This window comes from Actinomadura keratinilytica (assembly GCF_039539665.1).
Lineage (GTDB): Bacteria > Actinomycetota > Actinomycetes > Streptosporangiales > Streptosporangiaceae > Spirillospora > Spirillospora keratinilytica.
On sequence record NZ_BAABDO010000072.1, the window covers coordinates 1 to 19773 of the forward strand.

Consider the following 19773-nt stretch of genomic DNA (forward strand, 5'->3'; position numbering starts at 1 on the left):
GGCGCCCGCCCCGGCCCGCGCGGCCTGCATCTGACCGCGACGCTGCGCGCCGCCGCCCCGCACCAGCGCGCCCGCGGCCGCACCGGGCCCGGCCTGGTCGTCGCCGCCGAGGACCTGCGCGAGGCGGTGCGGGACGGACGCGAGGGCAACCTCGTGCTGTTCGTCGTCGACGCCAGCGGGTCGATGGCCGCGCGGCGGCGGATGCGCGCGGTGAAGGGGGCGGTGCTCAGCCTGCTGCTGGACGCCTACCAGCGCCGCGACAAGGTCGGCCTGATCACCTTCCGGGGCCGGGACGCCGCGCTGGTGCTGCCGCCCACCTCCTCGGTCGAGGCGGGCGCGCGCCGCCTGGAGCGGCTGCCCACCGGCGGCCGCACCCCGCTGGCCGCCGGGCTGCTGCGCGCCGCCGAGGTGCTGCGCGTCGAGCGGCTGCGCGACCCGTCCCGGCGTCCGCTGCTGGTCGTGGTGACCGACGGCCGCGCCACCCGCGGGCCCGACCCGTCCGCCGCCGCGGCCCGGCTCGCCGGCGTGGCCTGCGTCGTGGTCGACTGCGAGTCGGGGCCGGTGCGCCTGGGGCTGGCGGCCGAGCTGGGCGGGCGGCTGGGCGCGCAGGTGGTCCGGCTGGACGAGCTGGCCGCCGGGTCCCTCGCCGGGGTCGTCCGGGGCGCCCGGACGGCGCCCGGCCGGATGAGAAGGGGGGCCTAGACATGCCGCAGGGCAAGCCGGTGCAGGTGCCCGACGACGGGCTGACGACGCGGCAGCGCCGCAACCGGCCGCTGGTGATCGTGCACACCGGGCCCGGCAAGGGCAAGTCCACCGCCGCGTTCGGGCTGGCGCTGCGGGCCTGGAACCAGGGCTGGCCGATCGGGGTGTTCCAGTTCGTCAAGTCCGCCAAGTGGCGCATCGGCGAGGAGCGGGCGCTGCGCGTGCTCGGCGACAGCGGCGAGGGCGGCCCGGTGACCTGGCACAAGATGGGCGAGGGCTGGTCGTGGATCCGCCGCCCCGGCACCGAGGCCGACCATGCGGCCGACGCGCGCGAGGGCTGGGAGCAGATCAAACGCGACCTGGCCGCCGAGACCTACCGGCTGTACGTGCTGGACGAGTTCACCTACCCGATGAAGTGGGGCTGGGTGGACGTCGACGACGTCATCGCCGCGCTCCGCGAGCGGCCGGGGCGGCAGCACGTGGTCATCACCGGGCGGGACGCCGATCCGCGCCTGGTGGAGTTCGCCGACCTGGTCACCGAGATGGGCAAGGTCAAGCACCCGATGGACCGCGGCCAGAAGGGCCAGAAGGGCATCGAATGGTGAGCGTGCCCGCGGGGGGTGCGGCATGAGCGTCCCCCGTCTGGTGGTCGCGGCGCCCGCCTCGGGGAGCGGCAAGACGACCGTCGCCACGGGGCTGATGGCGGCGTTCGCGGCACGGGGCCTGGCGGTGTCCCCCCACAAGGTGGGGCCGGACTACATCGACCCTGGGTACCACGCGTTGGCGACCGGACGCCCCGGCCGCAACCTCGACCCCTGGCTGACGTCCGAGGAGCTCGTCGCGCCGCTGCTGCTGCACGGCGCGGCGGGCACGGACGTGGCGGTCATCGAGGGCGTCATGGGCCTGTACGACGGTTTCGCCGGCGCCGGCGTGGACGACTCGGGGGGAGACTTCGCCTCCACCGCCCACGTCGCCGCGCTGCTGGACGCGCCCGTCGTCCTGGTGGTGGACGCGTCGGCGGCGTCGGGCCGTTCCGTGGCGGCCACCGTGCACGGCTTCCGCACGTTCGGCAACGTGCGGTTCGGCGGGGTCGTCCTCAACCGGGTCGGGTCGGACGCGCACGAGCAGATGTGCCGCGACGCCCTCGCCGACGTCGGCCTGCCCGTGCTGGGCGCCCTGCGGCGGCACGACGACATCGCCACCCCGTCCCGGCACCTGGGGCTCGTCCCGGCGGCGGAACGCGACGCCGACGCGGTCGCCACGGTGCGGCGCATGGGGGAGCTGGTCGCCGAGTCCTGCGACCTGGACGCCGTCCTGGCGGTGGCGCGTTCCGCCCCGCCGCTGGCCGCCGCCCCCTGGGAGCCCCCGGCCGCGGAGGGGATCCCGGGGCGTCGGCCGAGGATCGCGGTCGCCGGCGGCCCGGCGTTCACGTTCGGCTACGCCGAGAACGAGGAGCTGCTGGAGGCGGCGGGCGCGGAGGTCGTCCGGTTCGACCCGCTGCGCGACGAGCACCTGCCGTCCGGCACCCGGGGCGTGGTGATCGGCGGCGGGTTCCCCGAGGTGTACGCGGCGGAGCTGTCGGCGAACGAGCCGCTGCGCCGCGAACTGGCGTCGTTCACCGGCCCCGTCTACGCCGAGTGCGCGGGCCTGCTGTACCTGGCGCGCGAGCTGGACGGCGCGCCCATGTGCGGGGTGCTGGGGGACGTCACCGCGACGATGGCCCCGCGGCTGACGCTGGGCTACCGGTCGGCGGTCGCGGTGTCGGACTCGGTGGTGGCGCGCACGGGCGAACGGGTGCGCGGACACGAGTTCCACCGCACCGTCACCGACCCCGGCCACGGCACCGCCCCGGCGTGGCAGTGGTCGCCGTCCGGGCCGGAGGGGTTCGTGCAGGGGGCGTGCGTGGCGTCCTATCTTCACCTGCACTGGGCCGGCATGCCGCACTTCGCGCGGAGGATGGTGGACTCGTGCCGATGACGTCGAACAACGGGACCGGCCCGGTGAAGAGCGCCTTCCGCGAACCCGTCCGCCTCGAAGGGGAGCGGGTGGTGGTGCGTCCGTTCGAGCCGGACGACGCCGCCGCCCTCGTCGACGTGGTCAGGGCGGGCGAGGACATCCTGCCGCCGACCTTCCCGCGCGAGCCGAGCCCCGAGACCCTGGCCCCGTGGCCGGACGGGGAAGTGCACCTTCCCCAGCGGGAGGGCACCGGCGTCCACTTCGCCGTGACCGACCGCGCCACCGGCGTTCTCGCCGGGACGATCGGGCTGTTCCGCGTGGACTGGTCGCAGCTCACCTGCGAGGTCGGCTACGGCATGCGCCCGTCCTGGCGCGGACGCGGCTACGCCACCGAGGCGCTGACCCTCGTCTCGCGGTGGGCGCTGCGCGCCTGCGGCCTGCACCGGATCGAGCTGCGCGCCCTGACCACCGACCGAGCCTCCCTGCGCGTGGCCGAGAAAAGCGGCTTCCGGCGCGAGGGAGTCGCGCGCGGCGCCGAGCGCGGCCCCGACGGCGAGCAGCGGGACCAGGCCGTCTTCGGCCTGCTCCGCCCCGACCTGGACGACGCGCCGCCCGGGCGCCCGCCGCGCCTGGTCGGCCTGGGCGTCGGGCCGGGCGACCCGGAGCTGGTCACCGCCAAGGCGGTGCGGATCCTGGGCGAGGCCGACGTGGTGCTGGTCCCGGTGATGTCGCTGGACGAGGAGGGCCGCGCCGAATCGGTCGTCCGCGCCTACACCGGCAAGGCCGAACGGGTCGTGTTCGCGCTCAACGACCGCGGCGGCGTCACCGGGCGGCGGGCGGCGGCCTGGGACCGGGCGGCCGACCGCGTCCTGCGCGCCTTCGCCGACGGCGCGCGCACGGTCGCGTTCGCCACCATCGGCGACCCCAACGTCTACTCCACCTTCACCTACCTCGCCCAGACGGTGCGCGAGCGGCGCCCGGACACGGTCGTGGAGACCGTCCCCGGCATCACCGCCATGCAGGACCTGGCGGCGCGTTCGGGCACCGTGCTCGCCGAGGGCGCCGAGTCGGTGGGGCTGGTGCCGCTGACCGGCGGCGTGGCCGCGTTCCGCGCCGCCCTGGACGCCTGCGACACCGTCGTGGCCTACAAGTTCGGCTCGGTCGCCGACGAGGTGATCGGCACGCTCAAGGACGCGGGACGGCTGGACGACGCCGTCTGCGGCGCGCGGCTCGGCCTGCCCGGCGAGGACGTGCGGCCCGCCCGCGACCTCGCCGGGCCCGTCCCGTACCTGTCCACGCTGATCGTGCCGGGCCGCCGCACCACCCGAGGAGGAAAGATCGCATGACCGGCCCACGGGTGACCGGACGGGTGCTGTTCGTGGGCGCCGGGCCGGGCGCCGCCGACCTGCTGACGTTCCGCGCGGCCCGCGCCATCGCCGCCGCCGACGTGGTGATCTGGGCGGCCAGCCTGGTGCACCCCGACGTGCTGGAGCACGCCCGCCCGGACGCGGAGATCGTCGACTCGGCGCGGCTGCCGATGGAGGGCGTCCTGCCGTACTACGAGCGCGCCGCCGCCGAGGGGCTCACCGTCGCCCGCGTCCACTCCGGCGACCCGGCGCTGTGGGGCGCGCTGCAGGAGCAGCTCGACCGCTGCCGCGAGCTGGGCCTGGAGACCGAGGTGGTCCCGGGCGTGTCCAGCTTCAGCGCGGTCGCCGCGGCCGTGCGGCGGGAGCTGACCATCCCGGAGGTGGCGCAGTCGGTGATCCTGACCCGGCTGGGCGGCGGCAAGACGCCGATGCCGCCGGGGGAGGAGGTCCGCGAGTTCGCCCGGCACGGCGCGACCATGGCGCTGTTCCTGTCGGCGGCCCGGTCCGGGCAGCTGCAGGAGGAGCTGCTGGAGGGCGGCTACCCCGAAGACACCCCCTGCGTGGTGGCCTACCGCTGCACCTGGCCGGACGAGCTGGTCGTCCGCTGCACGCTGGGCGAGCTGGCCGCCACCGTCAAGGCGCACAGGCTGTGGAAGCACACGCTGGTGCTGGTCGGCCCCGCCCTGGCCGCCGAGGGCACCCGCTCGCACCTGTACCACCCGGGTCATTTCCACGGTTTCCGGCGCGCCGAGCCCGCGGCCCGCCGCCGGCTCCGAGAGGCTCGACGCCCATGATCTGCGGAGGGCGGCCATGAGCGACGAGGACAGGGAGCTTCGGGAACCGGACCTGCCGCGCACGATGAAGGCGCGGCGGAAGGCGCTGCGGACGGGCTGGACGACCGGCACGTGCGCGTCGGCGGCGGCCAAGGCGGCGACGCGGCTGCTGCTGCGCGGCGACGACCCGCCCGGGTACGTGGAGGTCGCGCTGCCGTCCGGCAACCGGGTCACGTTCCGGGTGGAGGAGACCGGCGTGGACGCCGGGCGCGGCCGGGCGCGGGCGGTGGTGGTCAAGGACGCCGGCGACGACCCCGACGTCACGCACGGCGCGCACATCACCGCGGACGTGTCGTGGCGGGACGAGCCGGGCCTGGACCTGGACGGCGGCGAGGGCGTCGGCGTGGTCACCAAGCCGGGCCTGGGCCTGGAGCTCGGCGGCCCGGCGATCAACCCCGTCCCGCGCAAGATGATCACGCAGGCGGTGGCGGAGGCGCTGGCCGGCGCGCCGCTGGACGGCCCGCCCGACCCGCGCGCCGTCGCCGACCCCGCCACCGGGCGGGGCGTCCGCGTGGTGATCTCGGTGCCCGACGGGGAGCGGATGGCGCGCAAGACCACCAACCGGCGCCTGGGCATCCTCGGCGGCATCTCCATCCTCGGCACGACCGGGATCGTCCGGCCGTTCTCCACCGCGTCGTGGCGGGCCAGCGTCGAGCAGGCGGTGTCGGTCATGGCGGCGCAGGGCGAGACGACGCTGGTGCTGTGCACGGGCGGCCGCACCGAGCGGGGCGCGATGAAGCTGCTGCCGCGCCTGCCGGAGGTGTGCTTCGTGGAGGTCGGCGACTTCACCGGGGCGGCGCTGCGCCGCGCGGTCGAGCACGGCCTGACGCAGGTGGTGTTCGTCGGCATGGCGGGCAAGCTCACCAAGCTCGCCTCCGGGGTGCTGATGACGCACTACACGCGCTCGCGCGTCGACACCGGCCTGCTCGGCGAGATCACCGCGGCGATGGGCGGGCCGCCGGAGCTGGCCGAGCGGGTCGCCGCCGCCAACACCGCCCGGCACGCCTACGAGCTGTGGGAGGAGGCCGGGCTGCTGGGGCCGTGCGGGCGGGAGCTGTGCCGCCGGGTCGCCGGGGTGCTGGAGCGCTTCGCCGCCGAGGCCGCGGGCGGCGGCCGCAGCCCGATCGCCGCCCAGGTGGTGCTGGTCGACTTCACCGGCGAGCGCATGGTCGGCATGTACGGGCGGATGGCGCGGCCGCGGTGAGTGCCATGGTCACAGTGATCGGATACGACGGGTCGCCGCTGCCCGACGCGGCTCGCACCGCCCTGGAGGGCGCCGCGCTCGTCGTGGGCGGCGCCCGGAACCTGGCGGCCGTCCCCGTGCCCGACGCGGCCCGCCGCGTCGTCCTGGGCGACCTCGCCGCCGCCCTGGACGAGATCGACGCCGCCGGGGCGGAGGCCAACGTCGTGGTGGTCGCCAGCGGCGACCCGGGGTTCTTCGGCATCGTGCGGGCGCTGCGGGAGCGGGGGCACCGGCCGCTGGTGCTCCCGGCGCTGTCGTCGGTGGCACGGGCGTTCGCGCGCGCCGGGCTGCCGTGGGACGACGCGCTGGTGGTGTCCGCGCACGGCCGCGAGTCGCGCCGCGCCGTCAACGCGTGCCGGGCCCACCCCAAGGTGGCCGTGCTGACCGCGCCGGGCTTCGGGCCGGCCGAACTGGCGCGCGAGCTGTTCCCGCAGACGCCCCGCACGTTCGTGGTGTGCGAGGACCTGGGCGAGCCGGACGAACGCGTGGTGCACGTGCGTCCCGCCGAGGCCACCACGCGGCCCTGGCGCGACCCCAACGTGGTGCTGGTGCTGGACCCGTCCCGTTCGGTCGGCGCCAAGGGATGGATCGCCGGGACGCCGCCGGGCCCCGCGGGCTGGGCGCTGCCGGAGGAGGCGTTCGACCACCGCGACTCGATGGTGACCAAGGCGGAGGTGCGGGCGTTCGCCCTGGCCAAGCTCGGGCCGCGCGTGGGCGACATGGTGTGGGACGTGGGCGCCGGCAGCGGTTCCGTGGCGATCGAATGCGCCCGCTTCGGGGCCGCCGTGGTGGCCGTCGACCGCGACGCGGCGTCGTGCGAACGCATCCGCGCCAACGTGCGCGCCCACGGGGTGAAGATCGCCGTGTCCCGGGGGGAGGCCCCCCACGTGCTGGAGCACCTCCCCGACCCCGACGCGGTGTTCGTCGGGGGAGGCGGGCCGCAGGTGGTGCGCGCGTGCGCGGCCCGGGCGCTGCGCACCGTCGTCGTCGCGCTGGCGGCCGCGGAACGCCTGCGGCCGACCCTGGACGCCCTCACCGCCGAGGGCCTGTCCGCCCAGGCCGTCCAACTCCAGGCCAACCGGCTGTCCCCCCTGCCCGGGGACGTGCACCGCCTGGCCGCCACCAACCCGGTGTTCGTGGTGTGGGGCGACCGTGAGCCGCCTCCCATGCCCCCCGCCCGGAACCACCACGCGGCGCGCCGCCCCCAAACAGTCGCCGAACTTCCGGACGGCATCGACACGAGGAGCGCACAGTGACGATCGGCATAGTCGCGGCCACCGCGGGCGGCCGCACCGCCGCCGACGCGCTCGCCGCCGCCTGGCCCGGCCAGGTGCGCCTGTTCACCGACGTCAAGGCCGCCGACGGGCTGCGCGAGGCGTGGCGGACCTGCGACGCCATCGTCAGCTTCCTGGCCGTGGGCGCGACGGTGCGGGTGCTGGCGCCGCTGCTGGAACGCAAGGCCACCGACCCGGCCGTGGTGTGCGTGGACGAGAGCATGCAGTTCGCCGTTGCGCTGCTCGGCGGCCACCACGGCGCCAACGAGCTCGCCCGCCGGCTGACCGGCGTGCTCGGCTGCATCCCCGTCGTCACCACCGCCAGCGACCAGGCCAACGTCACGCCGCTGGACTCCTACGGCGCCGACCTCGGCTTCACCGTGCACGACCCCGACATGCTCCCGCACGTCGGCGCGGCCGTGCTGTCGGGCGAGCCGGTGCTGCTGGAGGGCGCCGACGACTGGCCGCTGCCCCCGCTGCCGCCCAACGTCCGCCCGTGGTTCGACGACGCCGATCCGTCCGTCGGGATCCTGGTCACCGACGGCGCCGAGATCGAATGCATGTGCCACGAGGACTGGTTCGGCAACCGGCTCGTCTACCGGCCCCCGTCGCTGGTCGTCGGCGTCGGGTCGGCGCGCGGCGTCACCGCCGACGAGATCGACGAGCTGATCGATCTGGCGCTGGACATACCGGGCCTGGCCCCGGAGTCGGTGCGCTGCCTGGCGACCGTCGACCGCAAGGCCGACGAGGAGGGCATCCTGGAGGCGGCGCTGCGGCGCGGCTGGCAGGTCGTCGCCTATCCGGCCGAGGTGCTCGCCCGCGTCGAGGTGCCCAACCCGTCGCCGGTCGTGGCGGCCGAGGTCGGCACGCCCAGCGTCGCCGAGGCGGCCGCCCTGCACGCGGCCCGCGCCTTCGGCCGCGACGCCGAGCTGGTCACCGAGAAGACCAAGTCGGCCAACGCCACCGCCGCCGTCGCCCGGCTGCGGCCGCGCGGGCGGCTGAGCATCGTCGGGCTCGGGCCGGGCGCCCGCGACCTGCTCACCCCGCGCGCCGCCGAGACGCTGCGGCGCTCGTCGGTCGTGGTCGGCCTGGACCAGTACCTCGACCAGGTCCGCGACCTGCTGCGCCCCGGTACGCGCGTGCTCGGCAGCGGGCTCGGGCACGAGGAGGAACGCGCGCGCACCGCCGTGCGGGAGGCCGCGGCCGGACGCGCCGTCGCGCTCATCGGCTCCGGCGACGCCGGCGTGTACGCGATGGCGAGCCCCGCGCTGGAGATGCTCGCCGCGGAAGGCGCCGCGCACGCCGTGGACGTGGACGGCGTCCCCGGCATCACCGCCGCCGCGGCCGCGTCCGCCCTGCTCGGCGCGCCGCTGGGGCACGACCACGCCTACGTGTCGCTGTCGGACCTGCACACGCCCTGGGAGGTCATCGAACGCCGCGTCCGCGCCGCCGCCGAGGGCGACTTCACCGTCTGCTTCTACAACCCGCGCAGCCGCGCCCGCGACTGGCAGCTGGCCGAGGCGCTGCGCATCCTGGCCGAGCACCGCCCGCCGCACACCCCGGTGGGGCTGGTCCGCAACGCCACCCGCCCGGACCAGTCGGTCACCCTCACCACGCTCGCGGACGTGGACCCCGCGCAGGCCGACATGTACACCGTCGTCCTGGTCGGCTCCAGCCGCAGCCGGGCCATGGCGGGCCGCTTCGTCACCCCCCGGGGCTACCGATGGGCGTAGCGGACGCACGCCGACAGGACGCGCGCCGCGGGGACGCGCGCCGTGACAGGCTTGGCGTGATCGTCACGGACCGGTGCCGGGGGTGCGGCGCGTGCCTGCTCACCTGCCCCGAACACGCGATCCGCCCGCACGGGCGGCCGCTGCTGGTGCTGGACGCGCTGTGCACCGGCTGTGGCGAGTGCATCGAGGTATGCCCCGTCGACGCCATCGAGGAGTGCCCATGAGCGCGCGCCAGCCCCACCCCATCGAGGTGCGGTCCTACGAGATCCTGCGGTCCCGCGTCGACCTGTCGCCGATGCCGCCGCTGTGGCGCGCCGTGGCCGAACGGGTCATCCACGCCAGCGCCGACCTGGACTACGCGGTGGACCTGGTCACCCGGGAGGAGCACCTGGCGCGCGGCCTGGCGGCGCTGCGCTCGGGCGCGCCGATCGTCACCGACGTGGGCATGGTCGCCGCCGGCATCACCGAACGCGAGACGCTGTGCCACATCGGCGACCCGGCCGCCGCCCGGCTGGCGCGCGCGGCGGGCATCACCCGCTCGGCCGCCGCCGTCCGCCTCGCCTACGCCGAGGTCGGCCCGGGCGCGGTGTGGGTCGTCGGCTGCGCCCCCACCGCCCTGTTCGAGATCATCGAGCGCAAGGTCGCGCCCGCGCTGGTCATCGGGCTGCCGGTCGGGTTCGTCGGCGCCGCCGAGGCCAAGGAGGCGCTGCGCGCCAGCGGCCTGCCCCAGCTCAGCAACGTCTCGGAGAAGGGCGGCTCCGCGGTCGCGGCGGCGGCCGCCAACGCGCTCCTCTACTACGAGGGGGACCCCGTGGCAACGCAGGAAACCTCATGACAGCGCAGGAACAGGACCGCGGCGCGCCTCGGGCGCGCCGGAGCAGAACGGGGAACGCAGTGAAACCGCCCATGCTGGTGGTCGGGCACGGTACGCGGGACGAGGCGGGCGTCGCGGAGTTCGGCCGGTTCGTCGAACGGCTGCGCCGCCGGATGCCGGTGGACGTGGCGGGCGGATTCATCGAACTGTCCCCGCCGCCGCTGACGGAGGCGGTCGCCGACCTCTACGGCAGCGGCCACCGCTCCCTGGCGGCCGTGCCGCTGGTGCTGGTGTCGGCCGGGCACGGCAAGGGCGACATCCCCGGGGCCATGGCACGCGAGCTGGTGCGCCACCCCGGCCTGTCGTACCGCTACGGCCGCCCCCTGGGGCCGCACCCGACCCTGCTGGCCCTCCTGCAGGAACGCCTGGACGCGGTGCTGCCCGGCGCGGACCGCACCCCCGGCACCGCGGTGCTGCTGGTCGGCCGGGGATCGACCGACCCCGACGCCAACGCCGAGGTGCACAAGGTCGCCCGGCTGTTCTGGGAGGGGCGCGGCGCCGCCGGCCCCGACCAGGGGCACGGGCTGCTGTGCGTGGAACCGGCGTTCATCTCCCTGGCACGCCCCAGCGTCACGGAGGGGCTGGAGCGATGCCGCAGACTGGGCGCACACCGCGTCGTCGTGCTGCCCTACTTCCTGTTCCCGGGCGTGCTCCCCGACCGCGTGGCCGACGAGGCCCGCGCCTACGGGGCCGCGCACCCGGACGTGGACGTGCGCGTCGCCGACGTCATCGGCGACTGCGACGGCCTGGCGGACGTGGTGGCCGAACGCTACGAGGAGGCCCTCGCCGGAGACCTGCGCATGAACTGCGACACTTGCGTCTACCGCGTCGCGCTGCCCGGTTTCGAGGACCGCGTCGGCGCCCCCCAGACCCCGCACCACCACCCCGACGACCCCTCCGCCCACGGACACGGACATGGACACGTCCATGCGCACTGACCCGCCGCGCACCGACTCTGCACGCGTCGGCTCTGCACGCACCGGCTCTGCACGCGCCGACGACGTCGATCTGCGCCACCACGGGGACGCCGAGGTCGGATCGGGGCTCGTCGACTTCGCGGTGAACGTCCGCCCCGGCACCCCTCCGGCATGGCTGGCCGAACGGCTGCGCGCCTCCGTAGCCGACCTCGCCGCCTACCCCGACCCGCGCCCGGCCCGCAGCGCGGTGGCCCGCCGGCACGGCCGCGCGGTGGAGGAGGTCCTGCTCACCTCCGGCGCCGCCGAGGCGTTCGTGCTGCTGGCCCGGGCGCTGCGGCCGCGGCGCGCCGCGATCGTCCACCCCCAGTTCACCGAACCCGAGGCCGCCCTGCGCGCCGCCGGGCACGCCGTGCACCGCGTGATCCTCGGCAAGGACTTCACCCTGGACCCCGACGCCGTGCCGCGCGACGCCGACCTCGTCGTCATCGGCAACCCCACCAACCCGACCTCCGTGCTGCACCCGGCCGAGACCATCGCCGCCCTGGCCCGCCCCGGCCGCACCGTGGTGGTGGACGAGGCGTTCATGGACTGCGTGCCCGGCGAACCGGAGACCCTGGCCGCGACGCTCCCGCCGGGGGTCGTCGTCATCCGCAGCCTCACCAAGACCTGGGGGCTCGCGGGCCTGCGCGCCGGATACGTCCTCGCCGAACCCGCGCTCATCGAACGGCTGGCCGAGGCCCAACCCCTGTGGGCCGTGTCCACCCCCGCCCTCGTCGCGATCCAGGCGTGCTGCGAACCGTCCGCGCTGGCCGAAGCGGAGCGGTGGGCCGCGGACCTGGCCGCCGAACGCGAACGCCTGGCCGGGGAGCTGACCGCACGCGGACTGTACGTGGTGCCCCGGGCGCGCGCATCGTTCCTGTGCCTGAACATGCCCGACGCCCTGGGAGTCCGCGCCCTGCTCCGCGAACGCGGATACGCCGTTCGCCGCGGCGACACCTTCCCCGGCCTCGGCCCCGACTGGCTGCGCGTCGCCGTCCGCGACCGCGCCACCAACGACGCACTCCTGGAGGCGCTCGGTGAACTCGGCATCTGAGCCCGCCGCCCCCTACCCTGAGCCGGCGCGCCAGGCCGTCTACCAGGCGATCGCCGAACGGCGCGACATGCGCACCGGCTTCCTGCCCGACCCCGTGGACGACGCCGTCCTCACCAGGGTGCTGGAGGCCGCGCACCGCGCCCCGTCCGTCGGGCTCACCCAGCCCTGGGACTTCATCGTCATCCGCGACCCGCAACGGCGCGCGCGCATCGGCGCCCTGGCCGACCGGCAGCGCGCCGTCTACGCCGAGACCCTGACCGCCCCGCGCGCCGCCGCCTTCGACCGGCTCAAGGTCGAGGCCATCCGCGAGGCCCCGGTGAACATCGCCGTCACCTGCGACCCCACCCGGGGCGGCCGCAACCCCCTGGGCCGCCACGCCCAGCCCCGCACCGCCCACTACTCGGTCGCCTGCGCCGTACAGAACCTGTGGCTGGCCGCACGCGCCGAAGGGCTCGGCGTCGGCTGGGTCAGCTTCTTCGACGAACGGGAACTGGCCGACGAGCTCGGCCTGCCCGGCCACGTGGACGTCGTCGCCTACCTGTGCGTCGGCCACGTGGCCGAGTTCCCGCCCGCGCCCCAGCTCGCCCTGACCGGCTGGGCCCGCCGCCGCCCCCTCGCCTGGGCCGTGCACGACGAGCGGTACGGGCGGCGCGCCCTGCCAGGAGAGGACACCATGGACCTGATCGAGCAGACCATCGCCGCCATCCGCCCCCTGGACCGGGACGCCATGCGCGACGCCCGCGACCACCAGGCCCGGCTCACCAAGCCGCCGGGGTCCCTCGGCGTCCTCGAAGAGGTGTCGGTGCAGCTCGCCGGACTGGCCGGGACCTGCCCCCCGCCGGTCCCCGAACCCGCCGCCGTGGCGGTCTTCGCCGCCGACCACGGCGTCCACGCCCAGGGCGTCACCCCCTGGCCGCAGGAGGTCACCGCGCAGATGGTGGCCAACTTCCTGGCCGACGGCGCGGTCGTCAACGCGTTCGCCGCCCAGGTCGGCGCCGAGGTCAGCGTGGTCGACGTCGGCGTGGCCCGCGACCTGGACCCCGCCCCCGGGCTGCTGCCCCGCAAGGTCGCCTACGGCACCGCCGACATGACCGCCGGCCCCGCCATGACCGCCGAGCAGTCCCGCCGCGCCGTCGAGACCGGCATCGAGGTCGCCCGCGACCTGGTCGCGGCCGGGGCGCGCTGCCTGCTCACCGGCGACATGGGCATCGCCAACACCACGGCCTCGGCCGCCCTGGTCGCCGCGTTCACCGGCCGGCCGCCCGAACAGGTCACCGGCCGCGGCACCGGCATCGACGACGCCACCCACGCCCGCAAGATCGGCGTCGTGCGGACCGCCCTCGCCCGCCACGGACTGGACGGCGGCGACGGCGCGGCCGCCCGCGACCCCCTCGCCGCGCTGGCCGCCGTCGGCGGCCTGGAGCACGCCGCCCTGGCCGGATTCCTGCTCGGCGCGGCCGCCCTGCGCGTCCCCGTCGTGCTGGACGGGGTGATCGCCGGGGCCGCCGCGCTGGTCGCCGCGGCGCTGTGCCCCGACGCGCTGTCGGCGTGTGTCGCCGGGCATCGTTCTGCCGAGCCCGGACATTCGGCTACCGTTGCTCACCTGGGGCTTCGTCCACTGGTGGACCTGGAGCTGCGGCTGGGGGAGGGCACCGGCGCCCTGCTCGCCCTGCCGCTGGTCCAAGGCGCGGTCCGGGTGCTGCACCGGGTCGCCACCTTCGACGCGGCCGGGGTGAGCGGCAAGGACGCCGCACCGACGGCGAGGCCCCCGCACGGTGACGACGGCGACGAGGAGTGACTGGGTGGGAGCACTCTCCATGAGCACCTCAACCCGAGTACCTTTGGTCCACATACACCCATGTCCGTCCCCGGCGTCCCGGAACGCCTGCCAAGCCCCGATCGAGAGAGCGACGTGCCCCCCTACCTGCTAGGACTGCGACTGAGCGGACGGAAGGTCCTCGTCGTCGGCGGGGGCCGGGTGGCTCAGCGCCGCGTCCCGGCGCTGCTGGCCGCGGGCGCCGCGGTGCGACTGGTCGCCCCCGAGGTCACGCCCTCCCTCGAAGACCTGATCAACGCCCGGGGCGGGGACGGCACCGGCCGGATCGCCTGGCACCGGCGGCCCTACCGCGACGGCGACTGCGCCGACGCCTGGCTGGTGCAGGCCCTCACCGACGACGCCAAGGTCAACGCCGCCGTCGCCGCCGAGGCCGAGCGGAACCGCGTGTGGTGCGTGCGCGCCGACGACGCCGAGTCGTCCGCCGCCTGGACCCCGGCGAGCGGTCAGGTCGGCGACACCACCGTGGGCGTGCTGGCGGGCGGCGACCCGCGGCACGCCGCGGGCGTGCGCGACGCGATCGTCGACGGGCTGCGCGACGGCACCCTCGAAGCGCGGCACCACCGCCGCAAGCCGGTCGGGGTGGCGCTGGTCGGCGGCGGCCCCGGCGACCCCGGCCTGATCACCGTGCGCGGGCGGCAGCTGCTCGCCCAGGCCGACGTGGTCGTCACCGACCGGCTCGCCCCCCGCGAACTGCTGGACGAGCTGCCCGCCGACACCGAGGTGATCGACGCCGCCAAGATCCCCTACGGGCGGACCGTCACCCAGGAGCGCATCAACGACCACCTCGTCGAGCACGCCCGGCAGGGCCGCTTCGTGGTGCGGCTCAAGGGCGGCGACCCGTTCGTGTTCGGCCGCGGCGCCGAGGAGGTGCTGCACTGCGCCCGGCACGGCATCCCGGTCACGGTCGTGCCCGGCATCACCAGCGCCGTGGCGGTGCCGTCGGCCGCGGGCATCCCGGTCACCCACCGCGGCGTCACCCAGGAGTTCCACGTGGTGTCGGCGCACGTCCCGCCGGGCGACCCGGCCTCCACCGTCGACTGGCCCGCGCTCGGCCGCGCGACCGGCACCCTGGTGCTGCTGATGGCGGTGGAGCGGATGACGCTCATCGCCGAGACCCTCATACGCTATGGTCGGTCGTCCACCACGCCCGTCGCCGTGATCCAGGAAGGCACCCTCCCGGGGCAGAAGGCGCTGACGGCCACGCTGGGCACGGTGGCCGGTGAGATGGCCGCGGCCGGGATCCGGCCGCCGGCGATCGTGGTCGTGGGCGACGTGGTGAACGTGGCACGAGAGATCGACATGATTCGAACGGACATGGGGCGGGATCCGTGACCAGGTACTTGACGGGAGATTCGGTCGGCCGCCTCTGGGCCGTGGCGTCCCGCCGGGGTGCCACGTGAGCGGCGCCGTGGGAGTCCCCGGGCGGCGCTCCGGGGAGGACGTCGCCGCCGAGAAGACCGCCTCCTCGGCCGGGCCCGCCGCCCCCGCGGACACCGAACCGGGCGCCAGGCGGCCCGGCGACCGGACCTCCGGGGACGGCGGACCGGCCAAGGGCAGAGGCGCGGCCAAGGGCAAGGGCGCGTCCTCGAAGAAGGGCGGGCCGTCCGGGAAACCGGGCGACGCCCCCGCCGCCGGCGCGCCGCGGCCCCGGGACGCCTCCGCCGGGCAGGAGCAGCCCCTGCCCCCCGGCGCCGTGGACCTCTCCCAGACCGAGGCGCTGTCCGGCCGCGAAGCCCCGCCGTCCGCCCGGCGCCGCGGGACGGTCCGCCAGGGCGAGCTGATCCGCGCCCTGCGCGCCCTGCGCGACCAGCTCGGCGCCTTCGAGCTGGTGCTGGACGTGCCCGGCGTCGAGGAGGCCCGCGAGGCCCGGCTCCAGATCCGCAACCAGCTCGACGACTACGTGCTGCCCCGCGTCCAGGCCGCCGGCACGCCCATGCTGGTCGTCCTCGGCGGCTCCACCGGCGCGGGCAAGTCCACCCTGGTCAACACGCTCGTCGGGGCCCGCGTCAGCGCCACCGGCGTGCTGCGCCCCACCACCAGCAGCCCCATCCTGGTGTGCCACCCCGACCACGCCGAGTGGTTCCTGGAAGGGCCGCTGCTGCCCGGCATGGGCCGCGTGCCCGGCCCCGCGCCCGACGCCATCGCCGGCGACCAGCTCGTCATCATCTCCAGCGACGCGCTGCCGCCCGGCCTGGCCCTGCTCGACAGCCCCGACTTCGACTCGGTCTTCGAGGACCACTACGAGTTCGCCACCAAGCTGATGGCGGCCGCCGACGTGTGGCTGTGCGTCACCACCGCCGCCCGCTACGCCGACGCCATGGTGTGGCAGATGCTGCAGCGCGCCCGCGACAACGGCGCCACCATCGGCGTCGTGCTGTCGCGGGTGCCGCAGGGCGCGGGCGCCGAGGTCGTCGACCACTTCGCCGAGATGCTCGCCGAACACGGCGTCGGCGACGCGCGCCGCTTCACCATCCCCGAGACCCGCGTCGAGGACTCCCGGCTGCCCGAGGAGACCGTCGAGGACCTGCGCGAATGGCTGGTCGGCGTGGCCGAGGACGCCGAGGGCCGGCACATCGTCATCGAAGACACCCTGGCCGGCGTCCTGGACAGCTTCCGCACCCGCGTCCCCGAACTGGCCAAGCACGTCGAGACGCAGGTCGAGCAGCGCGCCGAGCTGGCCCGGCTGGTCGAGACGGCCTACTCCACCGCCCTGGCCGAACTGGACGAGTCCACCCGCAACGGCTCGCTGCTGCGCGGCGAGGTGCTGGCCCGCTGGCAGGACTTCGCGGGCACCGGCGACCTGCTGCGCTCCCTGCACATCCGCGGCCGCGGCGCCCGGCGCTCCAACCGGCGCCGCAAGGGCAGCCCCACCCGGGTGCGGGCCCTCAAGAGCGCCCTGCGCGCCGGACTGGAGTCGCTCATCCAGTCGTCCGCCGAGCACGCCGCCGAGCAGGTCATCGCCCGCTGGCGGGAACACCCCGCGGGCAGGCACGTGCTGGCCGGCCCCGCCGCCGACATGGGGCACGCCTCGCCCGAGCTGTCGCGCCGCATCACCCGCGCCGTCAGCGCCTGGCAGGACCACGTGCACGAGCTGGTGCGCACCGAGGGCGTCACCAAACGCTCGGTCGCCAAACTCGTCTCGTTCGACACCGAGGCCCTGTCGCTGGTGCTGACGATCGGCCTGCTCGGCTACGGCACCGCCGACGTCGCCGTCGAGGGCGGCACCAGCGCCGTGCCGCAGCGGCTGCTCAAGGCGCTGTTCGGAGCCGAGTCGCTGCGCGGCATGGGCGCCAAGGCCCGCGCCGACCTGCGCAGCCGCATCGGGATGCTGTTCGACGAGGAGGCCATCCGCTTCGGGCAGGCGCTCGACGCGGCCGGCATCCCCGACGAGACCGTCCCCGTCCAGCTCTACCAGGCCACCTACGACCTTGAGGTTGCCCGATGACCACCTCGGCGATCCCCGTGAACCCGTCGCCGGGCTCCGGCGCGACGCCGCCCGCGGACGGCTCCGCCGCCGAGCCCGAGCAGGCCGCGGCGCCCGCGCTGACCGAACGGCTCGACCACCTCGACGCGCTCGTACGCCTCGGCACCGGCCGGCTCGACCAGCCGCTGCTGGACGAGGCGCGCGACCTGCTCGACCGCGCCGGGCAGCGGCTGCGGCTGTCCGGCGAGCACACCGTCGTCACCCTCGCCGGCGGCACCGGCAGCGGCAAGTCGTCGCTGTTCAACGCCATCTGCGGGCTGGAACTGTCGCCCACCGGCATACGCCGCCCCATGACGTCGCGCGCGCACGCCTGCGTGTGGGGCCTGGACGGCGCCGGCCCGCTGCTCGACTGGCTCGACGTCGACAAGCGGCACCGCTACGCCCGCGCCAGCGCCCTGGACCTGGAACGCGCCGACAGCTCCCTGCAGGGCCTGGTGCTGCTCGACCTGCCCGACCACGACTCCATCCGGGCCGTGCACCGCGCCGAGGTCGACCGCTTCGTCACCGTCGCCGACCTGCTGGTATGGGTCGTCGATCCGCAGAAGTACGCCGACGCCGCCCTGCACCGCAACTACATCGTCCCGTTCGCCCGGCACGCCGGCGTCACCCTCATCGTGCTGAACCAGATCGACCGGCTGCAGCCCGGCGAGGTCGACGACTGCGTGGCCGACCTGCGCCGCCTGCTGGAGGCCGAGGGCCTGGCCGACCCGCGCATCATCACCACCTCCGCGGTGAGCGAGGACGGCGTGCGCGGCTTCCGGGACGTCCTGGTCGACACCGTCGCCGCCCGCCGCGCCCGCAGCCAGCGCCTCGCCGCCGACATCGACCGGCTCGCCGAGCGGTTCGCCGCCCACCGCCCGCCCGCCGACATCCCCACCGGCGTCGACGCCCGGCGCCGCGACGAGCTCGTCCGGGCCCTCACCGACGCCGCCGGGGCGCCCGCCGTCGCCGAGGCCATGGAGAGCGCCTACGAGCTGCGCGCCGCCGACTTCGTCGGCTGGCCGGTCCAGGCCCTGGTGACGCGGCTGCGCAGCGACCCGCTGCGCCGCATGCGCCTCACCGAGCTGCGCGAAGAGCTGCGCGGCGCCTTCACCGGCCCGGTCGGCGCCCTGCAGGGCGACGTCGACGCCGCCCTGCAAAGCGTCACCGACGGCGTCACCGCCGACCTGCCCGCCCCCTTCGCCCGCTCGGTGCGCGCCGCCGCCCGCACCCACGCCGCCGAACTGCCCGAGGCGCTCGGCGTCGCGGTGCGCGAGGCGCTGCCCACCTTCAACCAGGTGCCGCGCTGGTGGTGGCTGGTCAAGACCTGGCAGTACTTCCTGGTGCTGGTGAGCGTGCTCGGCGTGGCCTGGATCGTCCTGCTGGTGGTGTACGGCGCCGCCGGGGGAGGCTCGGACAGCCCGCTGCTCGGCGAGACCGGCCTGATCCCGTACGTGGCCGTGCTGGTGGTGTGCACCCTCGGCATGGGCGCGCTCACCGCGTCGGCCTGCCGGAACCTGGTGGCGCTGCAGTCCGCCAAGCACGGCGACCGCATGGAAGAGCACATGCGCGAACGCATCACCGAGGTCGCCGAGTCCAAGGTCCTGGCCCCGGTCGCCGACGAACTGAAGCTGTGCGCCGAGTTCCGCGACCACGTCGACGCGCTCAAGGGCTGAGTTATCCACAATCGCGCGGTGGCCTTCTCTCGCCGGTCGCACTCCGCGACGCTGGAGTGACGGATCGAGAGGAGGCCACGTTGAACGAGGCGCACATCACCGTCATCGGCTGGGTCGCGGCCGACCCGTACTACACCGTCACCGCCAACGGCACCCCGTACCTGTCGCTGCGGGTCGGCTGCACACCGCGCCGCTTCGACCGCGCGACCGGCCAGTGGCAGGACCTGGAGACCATGTTCCTGACGGTCAACTGCTGGCGGCATCTCGCCGACAACGTCAACGGCTCGGACCTGCAGCGCGGCCAGCCCGTCGTGGTCACCGGCCGACTGCGCATCCGCCAGTACGAAAAGGACGGCCAGTGGCGGTTCTCCGCCGAGATCGAGGCCAGCACGCTCGGCCACGACCTCAACCGCGGCACCGCCGACTTCCGCCCCGTCCTCCGCGGCGGCGCCCTCACCGACGACGACCGCCGCGAGGCCCAGGAGGTCGCCGACCAATGGGCCCTCGGCGGCGCCGACCACCCCGCCCCCGACCCCACCGCCGAAGCCGCCTGACCCGACAGCGTCCCACCAACACACCCGCACCCCGCCGCCACGTCCACCCCGAACCCGCCCACCCCGACAGGCGCGGATCGCCGACACTGTTCCGCCAACATGCCGACGCCCCGTACCGGAGATCGAGCAGCCGACACTGGTCGCGTCGGCACTCGGGCCGCCTGACTCGATGGGCTGGATCGCCGGGCACGTTCCACCGGCATGCCCACCCTCTCCGGAGGTCTCGGCGGTGTCTGTGCCGGGGGTACCGA

Annotated in this window: 17 protein-coding genes; all 17 read left to right on the plus strand. The window is 75.8% G+C overall.

Annotation, left to right across the window (positions count from 1 at the left end):
* Nucleotides 1–702, plus strand: a 702-nt coding sequence (locus ABD879_RS21105; RefSeq protein ID WP_345023236.1) for a vWA domain-containing protein, incomplete at its 5' end; no start/stop codon positions are given.
* A 2-nt stretch (nt 703–704) separates the two neighbouring features.
* Nucleotides 705–1307, plus strand: coding sequence for a cob(I)yrinic acid a,c-diamide adenosyltransferase (cobO, locus tag ABD879_RS21110; RefSeq protein WP_345023237.1), 603 nt, complete (start codon nt 705–707; stop codon nt 1305–1307).
* A gap of 22 nt (nt 1308–1329) precedes the next feature.
* Nucleotides 1330–2679 carry a cobyrinic acid a,c-diamide synthase CobB gene (locus tag ABD879_RS21115; RefSeq protein WP_345023238.1) on the plus strand — a complete coding sequence of 450 codons (1350 nt, stop codon included), beginning with the start codon at nt 1330–1332 and terminating at the stop codon, nt 2677–2679.
* Entirely contained in the window at nt 2676–4004 is a 1329-nt protein-coding gene (gene cobI, locus ABD879_RS21120; protein ID WP_345023239.1) for a precorrin-2 C(20)-methyltransferase, read from the plus strand. The genes ABD879_RS21115 and cobI overlap by 4 nt, the downstream gene beginning before the upstream one ends.
* A complete protein-coding gene (gene cobM, locus ABD879_RS21125) occupies nt 4001–4819 on the plus strand; it encodes a precorrin-4 C(11)-methyltransferase (protein ID WP_345023240.1) in 819 nt (272 codons plus the stop codon). The genes cobI and cobM overlap by 4 nt, the downstream gene beginning before the upstream one ends.
* Nucleotides 4820–4835: 16 nt before the next feature.
* Entirely contained in the window at nt 4836–6062 is a 1227-nt protein-coding gene (locus ABD879_RS21130; protein WP_345023241.1) for a cobalt-precorrin-5B (C(1))-methyltransferase, read from the plus strand.
* Between the two features lie 5 nt (nt 6063–6067).
* Nucleotides 6068–7357, plus strand: coding sequence for a precorrin-6y C5,15-methyltransferase (decarboxylating) subunit CbiE (cbiE, locus tag ABD879_RS21135; protein ID WP_345023242.1), 1290 nt, complete (start codon nt 6068–6070; stop codon nt 7355–7357).
* Nucleotides 7354–9108: a precorrin-3B C(17)-methyltransferase gene (gene cobJ / locus ABD879_RS21140; RefSeq protein ID WP_345023243.1), complete on the plus strand. Its 1755-nt coding sequence runs from the start codon at nt 7354–7356 to the stop codon at nt 9106–9108. The genes cbiE and cobJ overlap by 4 nt, the downstream gene beginning before the upstream one ends.
* Before the next feature lie 56 nt (nt 9109–9164).
* Nucleotides 9165–9332, plus strand: coding sequence for a ferredoxin family protein (locus ABD879_RS21145; RefSeq protein ID WP_345023244.1), 168 nt, complete (start codon nt 9165–9167; stop codon nt 9330–9332).
* Nucleotides 9329–9943 (plus strand): precorrin-8X methylmutase, encoded by a 615-nt coding sequence (locus ABD879_RS21150; protein WP_345023245.1) that lies wholly within the window; start codon nt 9329–9331, stop codon nt 9941–9943. Before ABD879_RS21145 ends, ABD879_RS21150 begins: the two co-directional genes overlap by 4 nt.
* 59 nt (nt 9944–10002) lie before the next feature.
* Nucleotides 10003–10920: a sirohydrochlorin chelatase gene (locus ABD879_RS21155; RefSeq protein WP_345023246.1), complete on the plus strand. Its 918-nt coding sequence runs from the start codon at nt 10003–10005 to the stop codon at nt 10918–10920.
* Nucleotides 10910–11992, plus strand: coding sequence for an Rv2231c family histidinol phosphate aminotransferase CobC (cobC, locus tag ABD879_RS21160; protein WP_345023247.1), 1083 nt, complete (start codon nt 10910–10912; stop codon nt 11990–11992). Before ABD879_RS21155 ends, cobC begins: the two co-directional genes overlap by 11 nt.
* Entirely contained in the window at nt 11976–13790 is a 1815-nt protein-coding gene (cobT, locus tag ABD879_RS21165; RefSeq protein WP_345023248.1) for a nicotinate-nucleotide--dimethylbenzimidazole phosphoribosyltransferase, read from the plus strand. Before cobC ends, cobT begins: the two co-directional genes overlap by 17 nt.
* A 114-nt stretch (nt 13791–13904) precedes the next feature.
* Nucleotides 13905–15161 carry a uroporphyrinogen-III C-methyltransferase gene (gene cobA, locus ABD879_RS21170; RefSeq protein ID WP_345023249.1) on the plus strand — a complete coding sequence of 419 codons (1257 nt, stop codon included), beginning with the start codon at nt 13905–13907 and terminating at the stop codon, nt 15159–15161.
* Between the two features lie 64 nt (nt 15162–15225).
* The gene (locus ABD879_RS21175) at nt 15226–17274 is read left to right on the plus strand and encodes a GTPase family protein (protein ID WP_345023250.1); all 2049 of its coding nucleotides are present in this window, start codon (nt 15226–15228) and stop codon (nt 17272–17274) included.
* Nucleotides 17271–18968: a GTPase family protein gene (locus tag ABD879_RS21180; RefSeq protein WP_345023251.1), complete on the plus strand. Its 1698-nt coding sequence runs from the start codon at nt 17271–17273 to the stop codon at nt 18966–18968. Before ABD879_RS21175 ends, ABD879_RS21180 begins: the two co-directional genes overlap by 4 nt.
* An 80-nt stretch (nt 18969–19048) precedes the next feature.
* Nucleotides 19049–19522 carry a single-stranded DNA-binding protein gene (locus ABD879_RS21185; protein WP_345023252.1) on the plus strand — a complete coding sequence of 158 codons (474 nt, stop codon included), beginning with the start codon at nt 19049–19051 and terminating at the stop codon, nt 19520–19522.
* Nucleotides 19523–19773: the final 251 nt, after the last annotated feature.

Bases quoted from the DNA above. Each gene is read 5' to 3' on its own strand.
- ABD879_RS21115 (WP_345023238.1), top strand. From the start codon at position 1,330: ATGAGCGTCCCCCGTCTGGTGGTCGCGGCGCCCGCCTCGGGGAGCGGC.
- ABD879_RS21150 (WP_345023245.1), top strand. From the start codon at position 9,329: ATGAGCGCGCGCCAGCCCCACCCCATCGAGGTGCGGTCCTACGAGATC.
- ABD879_RS21130 (WP_345023241.1), top strand. From the start codon at position 4,836: ATGAGCGACGAGGACAGGGAGCTTCGGGAACCGGACCTGCCGCGCACG.
- cobM (WP_345023240.1), top strand. From the start codon at position 4,001: ATGACCGGCCCACGGGTGACCGGACGGGTGCTGTTCGTGGGCGCCGGG.
- cobC (WP_345023247.1), top strand. From the start codon at position 10,910: ATGCGCACTGACCCGCCGCGCACCGACTCTGCACGCGTCGGCTCTGCA.
- cobO (WP_345023237.1), top strand. From the start codon at position 705: ATGCCGCAGGGCAAGCCGGTGCAGGTGCCCGACGACGGGCTGACGACG.
- cbiE (WP_345023242.1), top strand. From the start codon at position 6,068: ATGGTCACAGTGATCGGATACGACGGGTCGCCGCTGCCCGACGCGGCT.
- cobI (WP_345023239.1), top strand. From the start codon at position 2,676: ATGACGTCGAACAACGGGACCGGCCCGGTGAAGAGCGCCTTCCGCGAA.
- ABD879_RS21180 (WP_345023251.1), top strand. From the start codon at position 17,271: ATGACCACCTCGGCGATCCCCGTGAACCCGTCGCCGGGCTCCGGCGCG.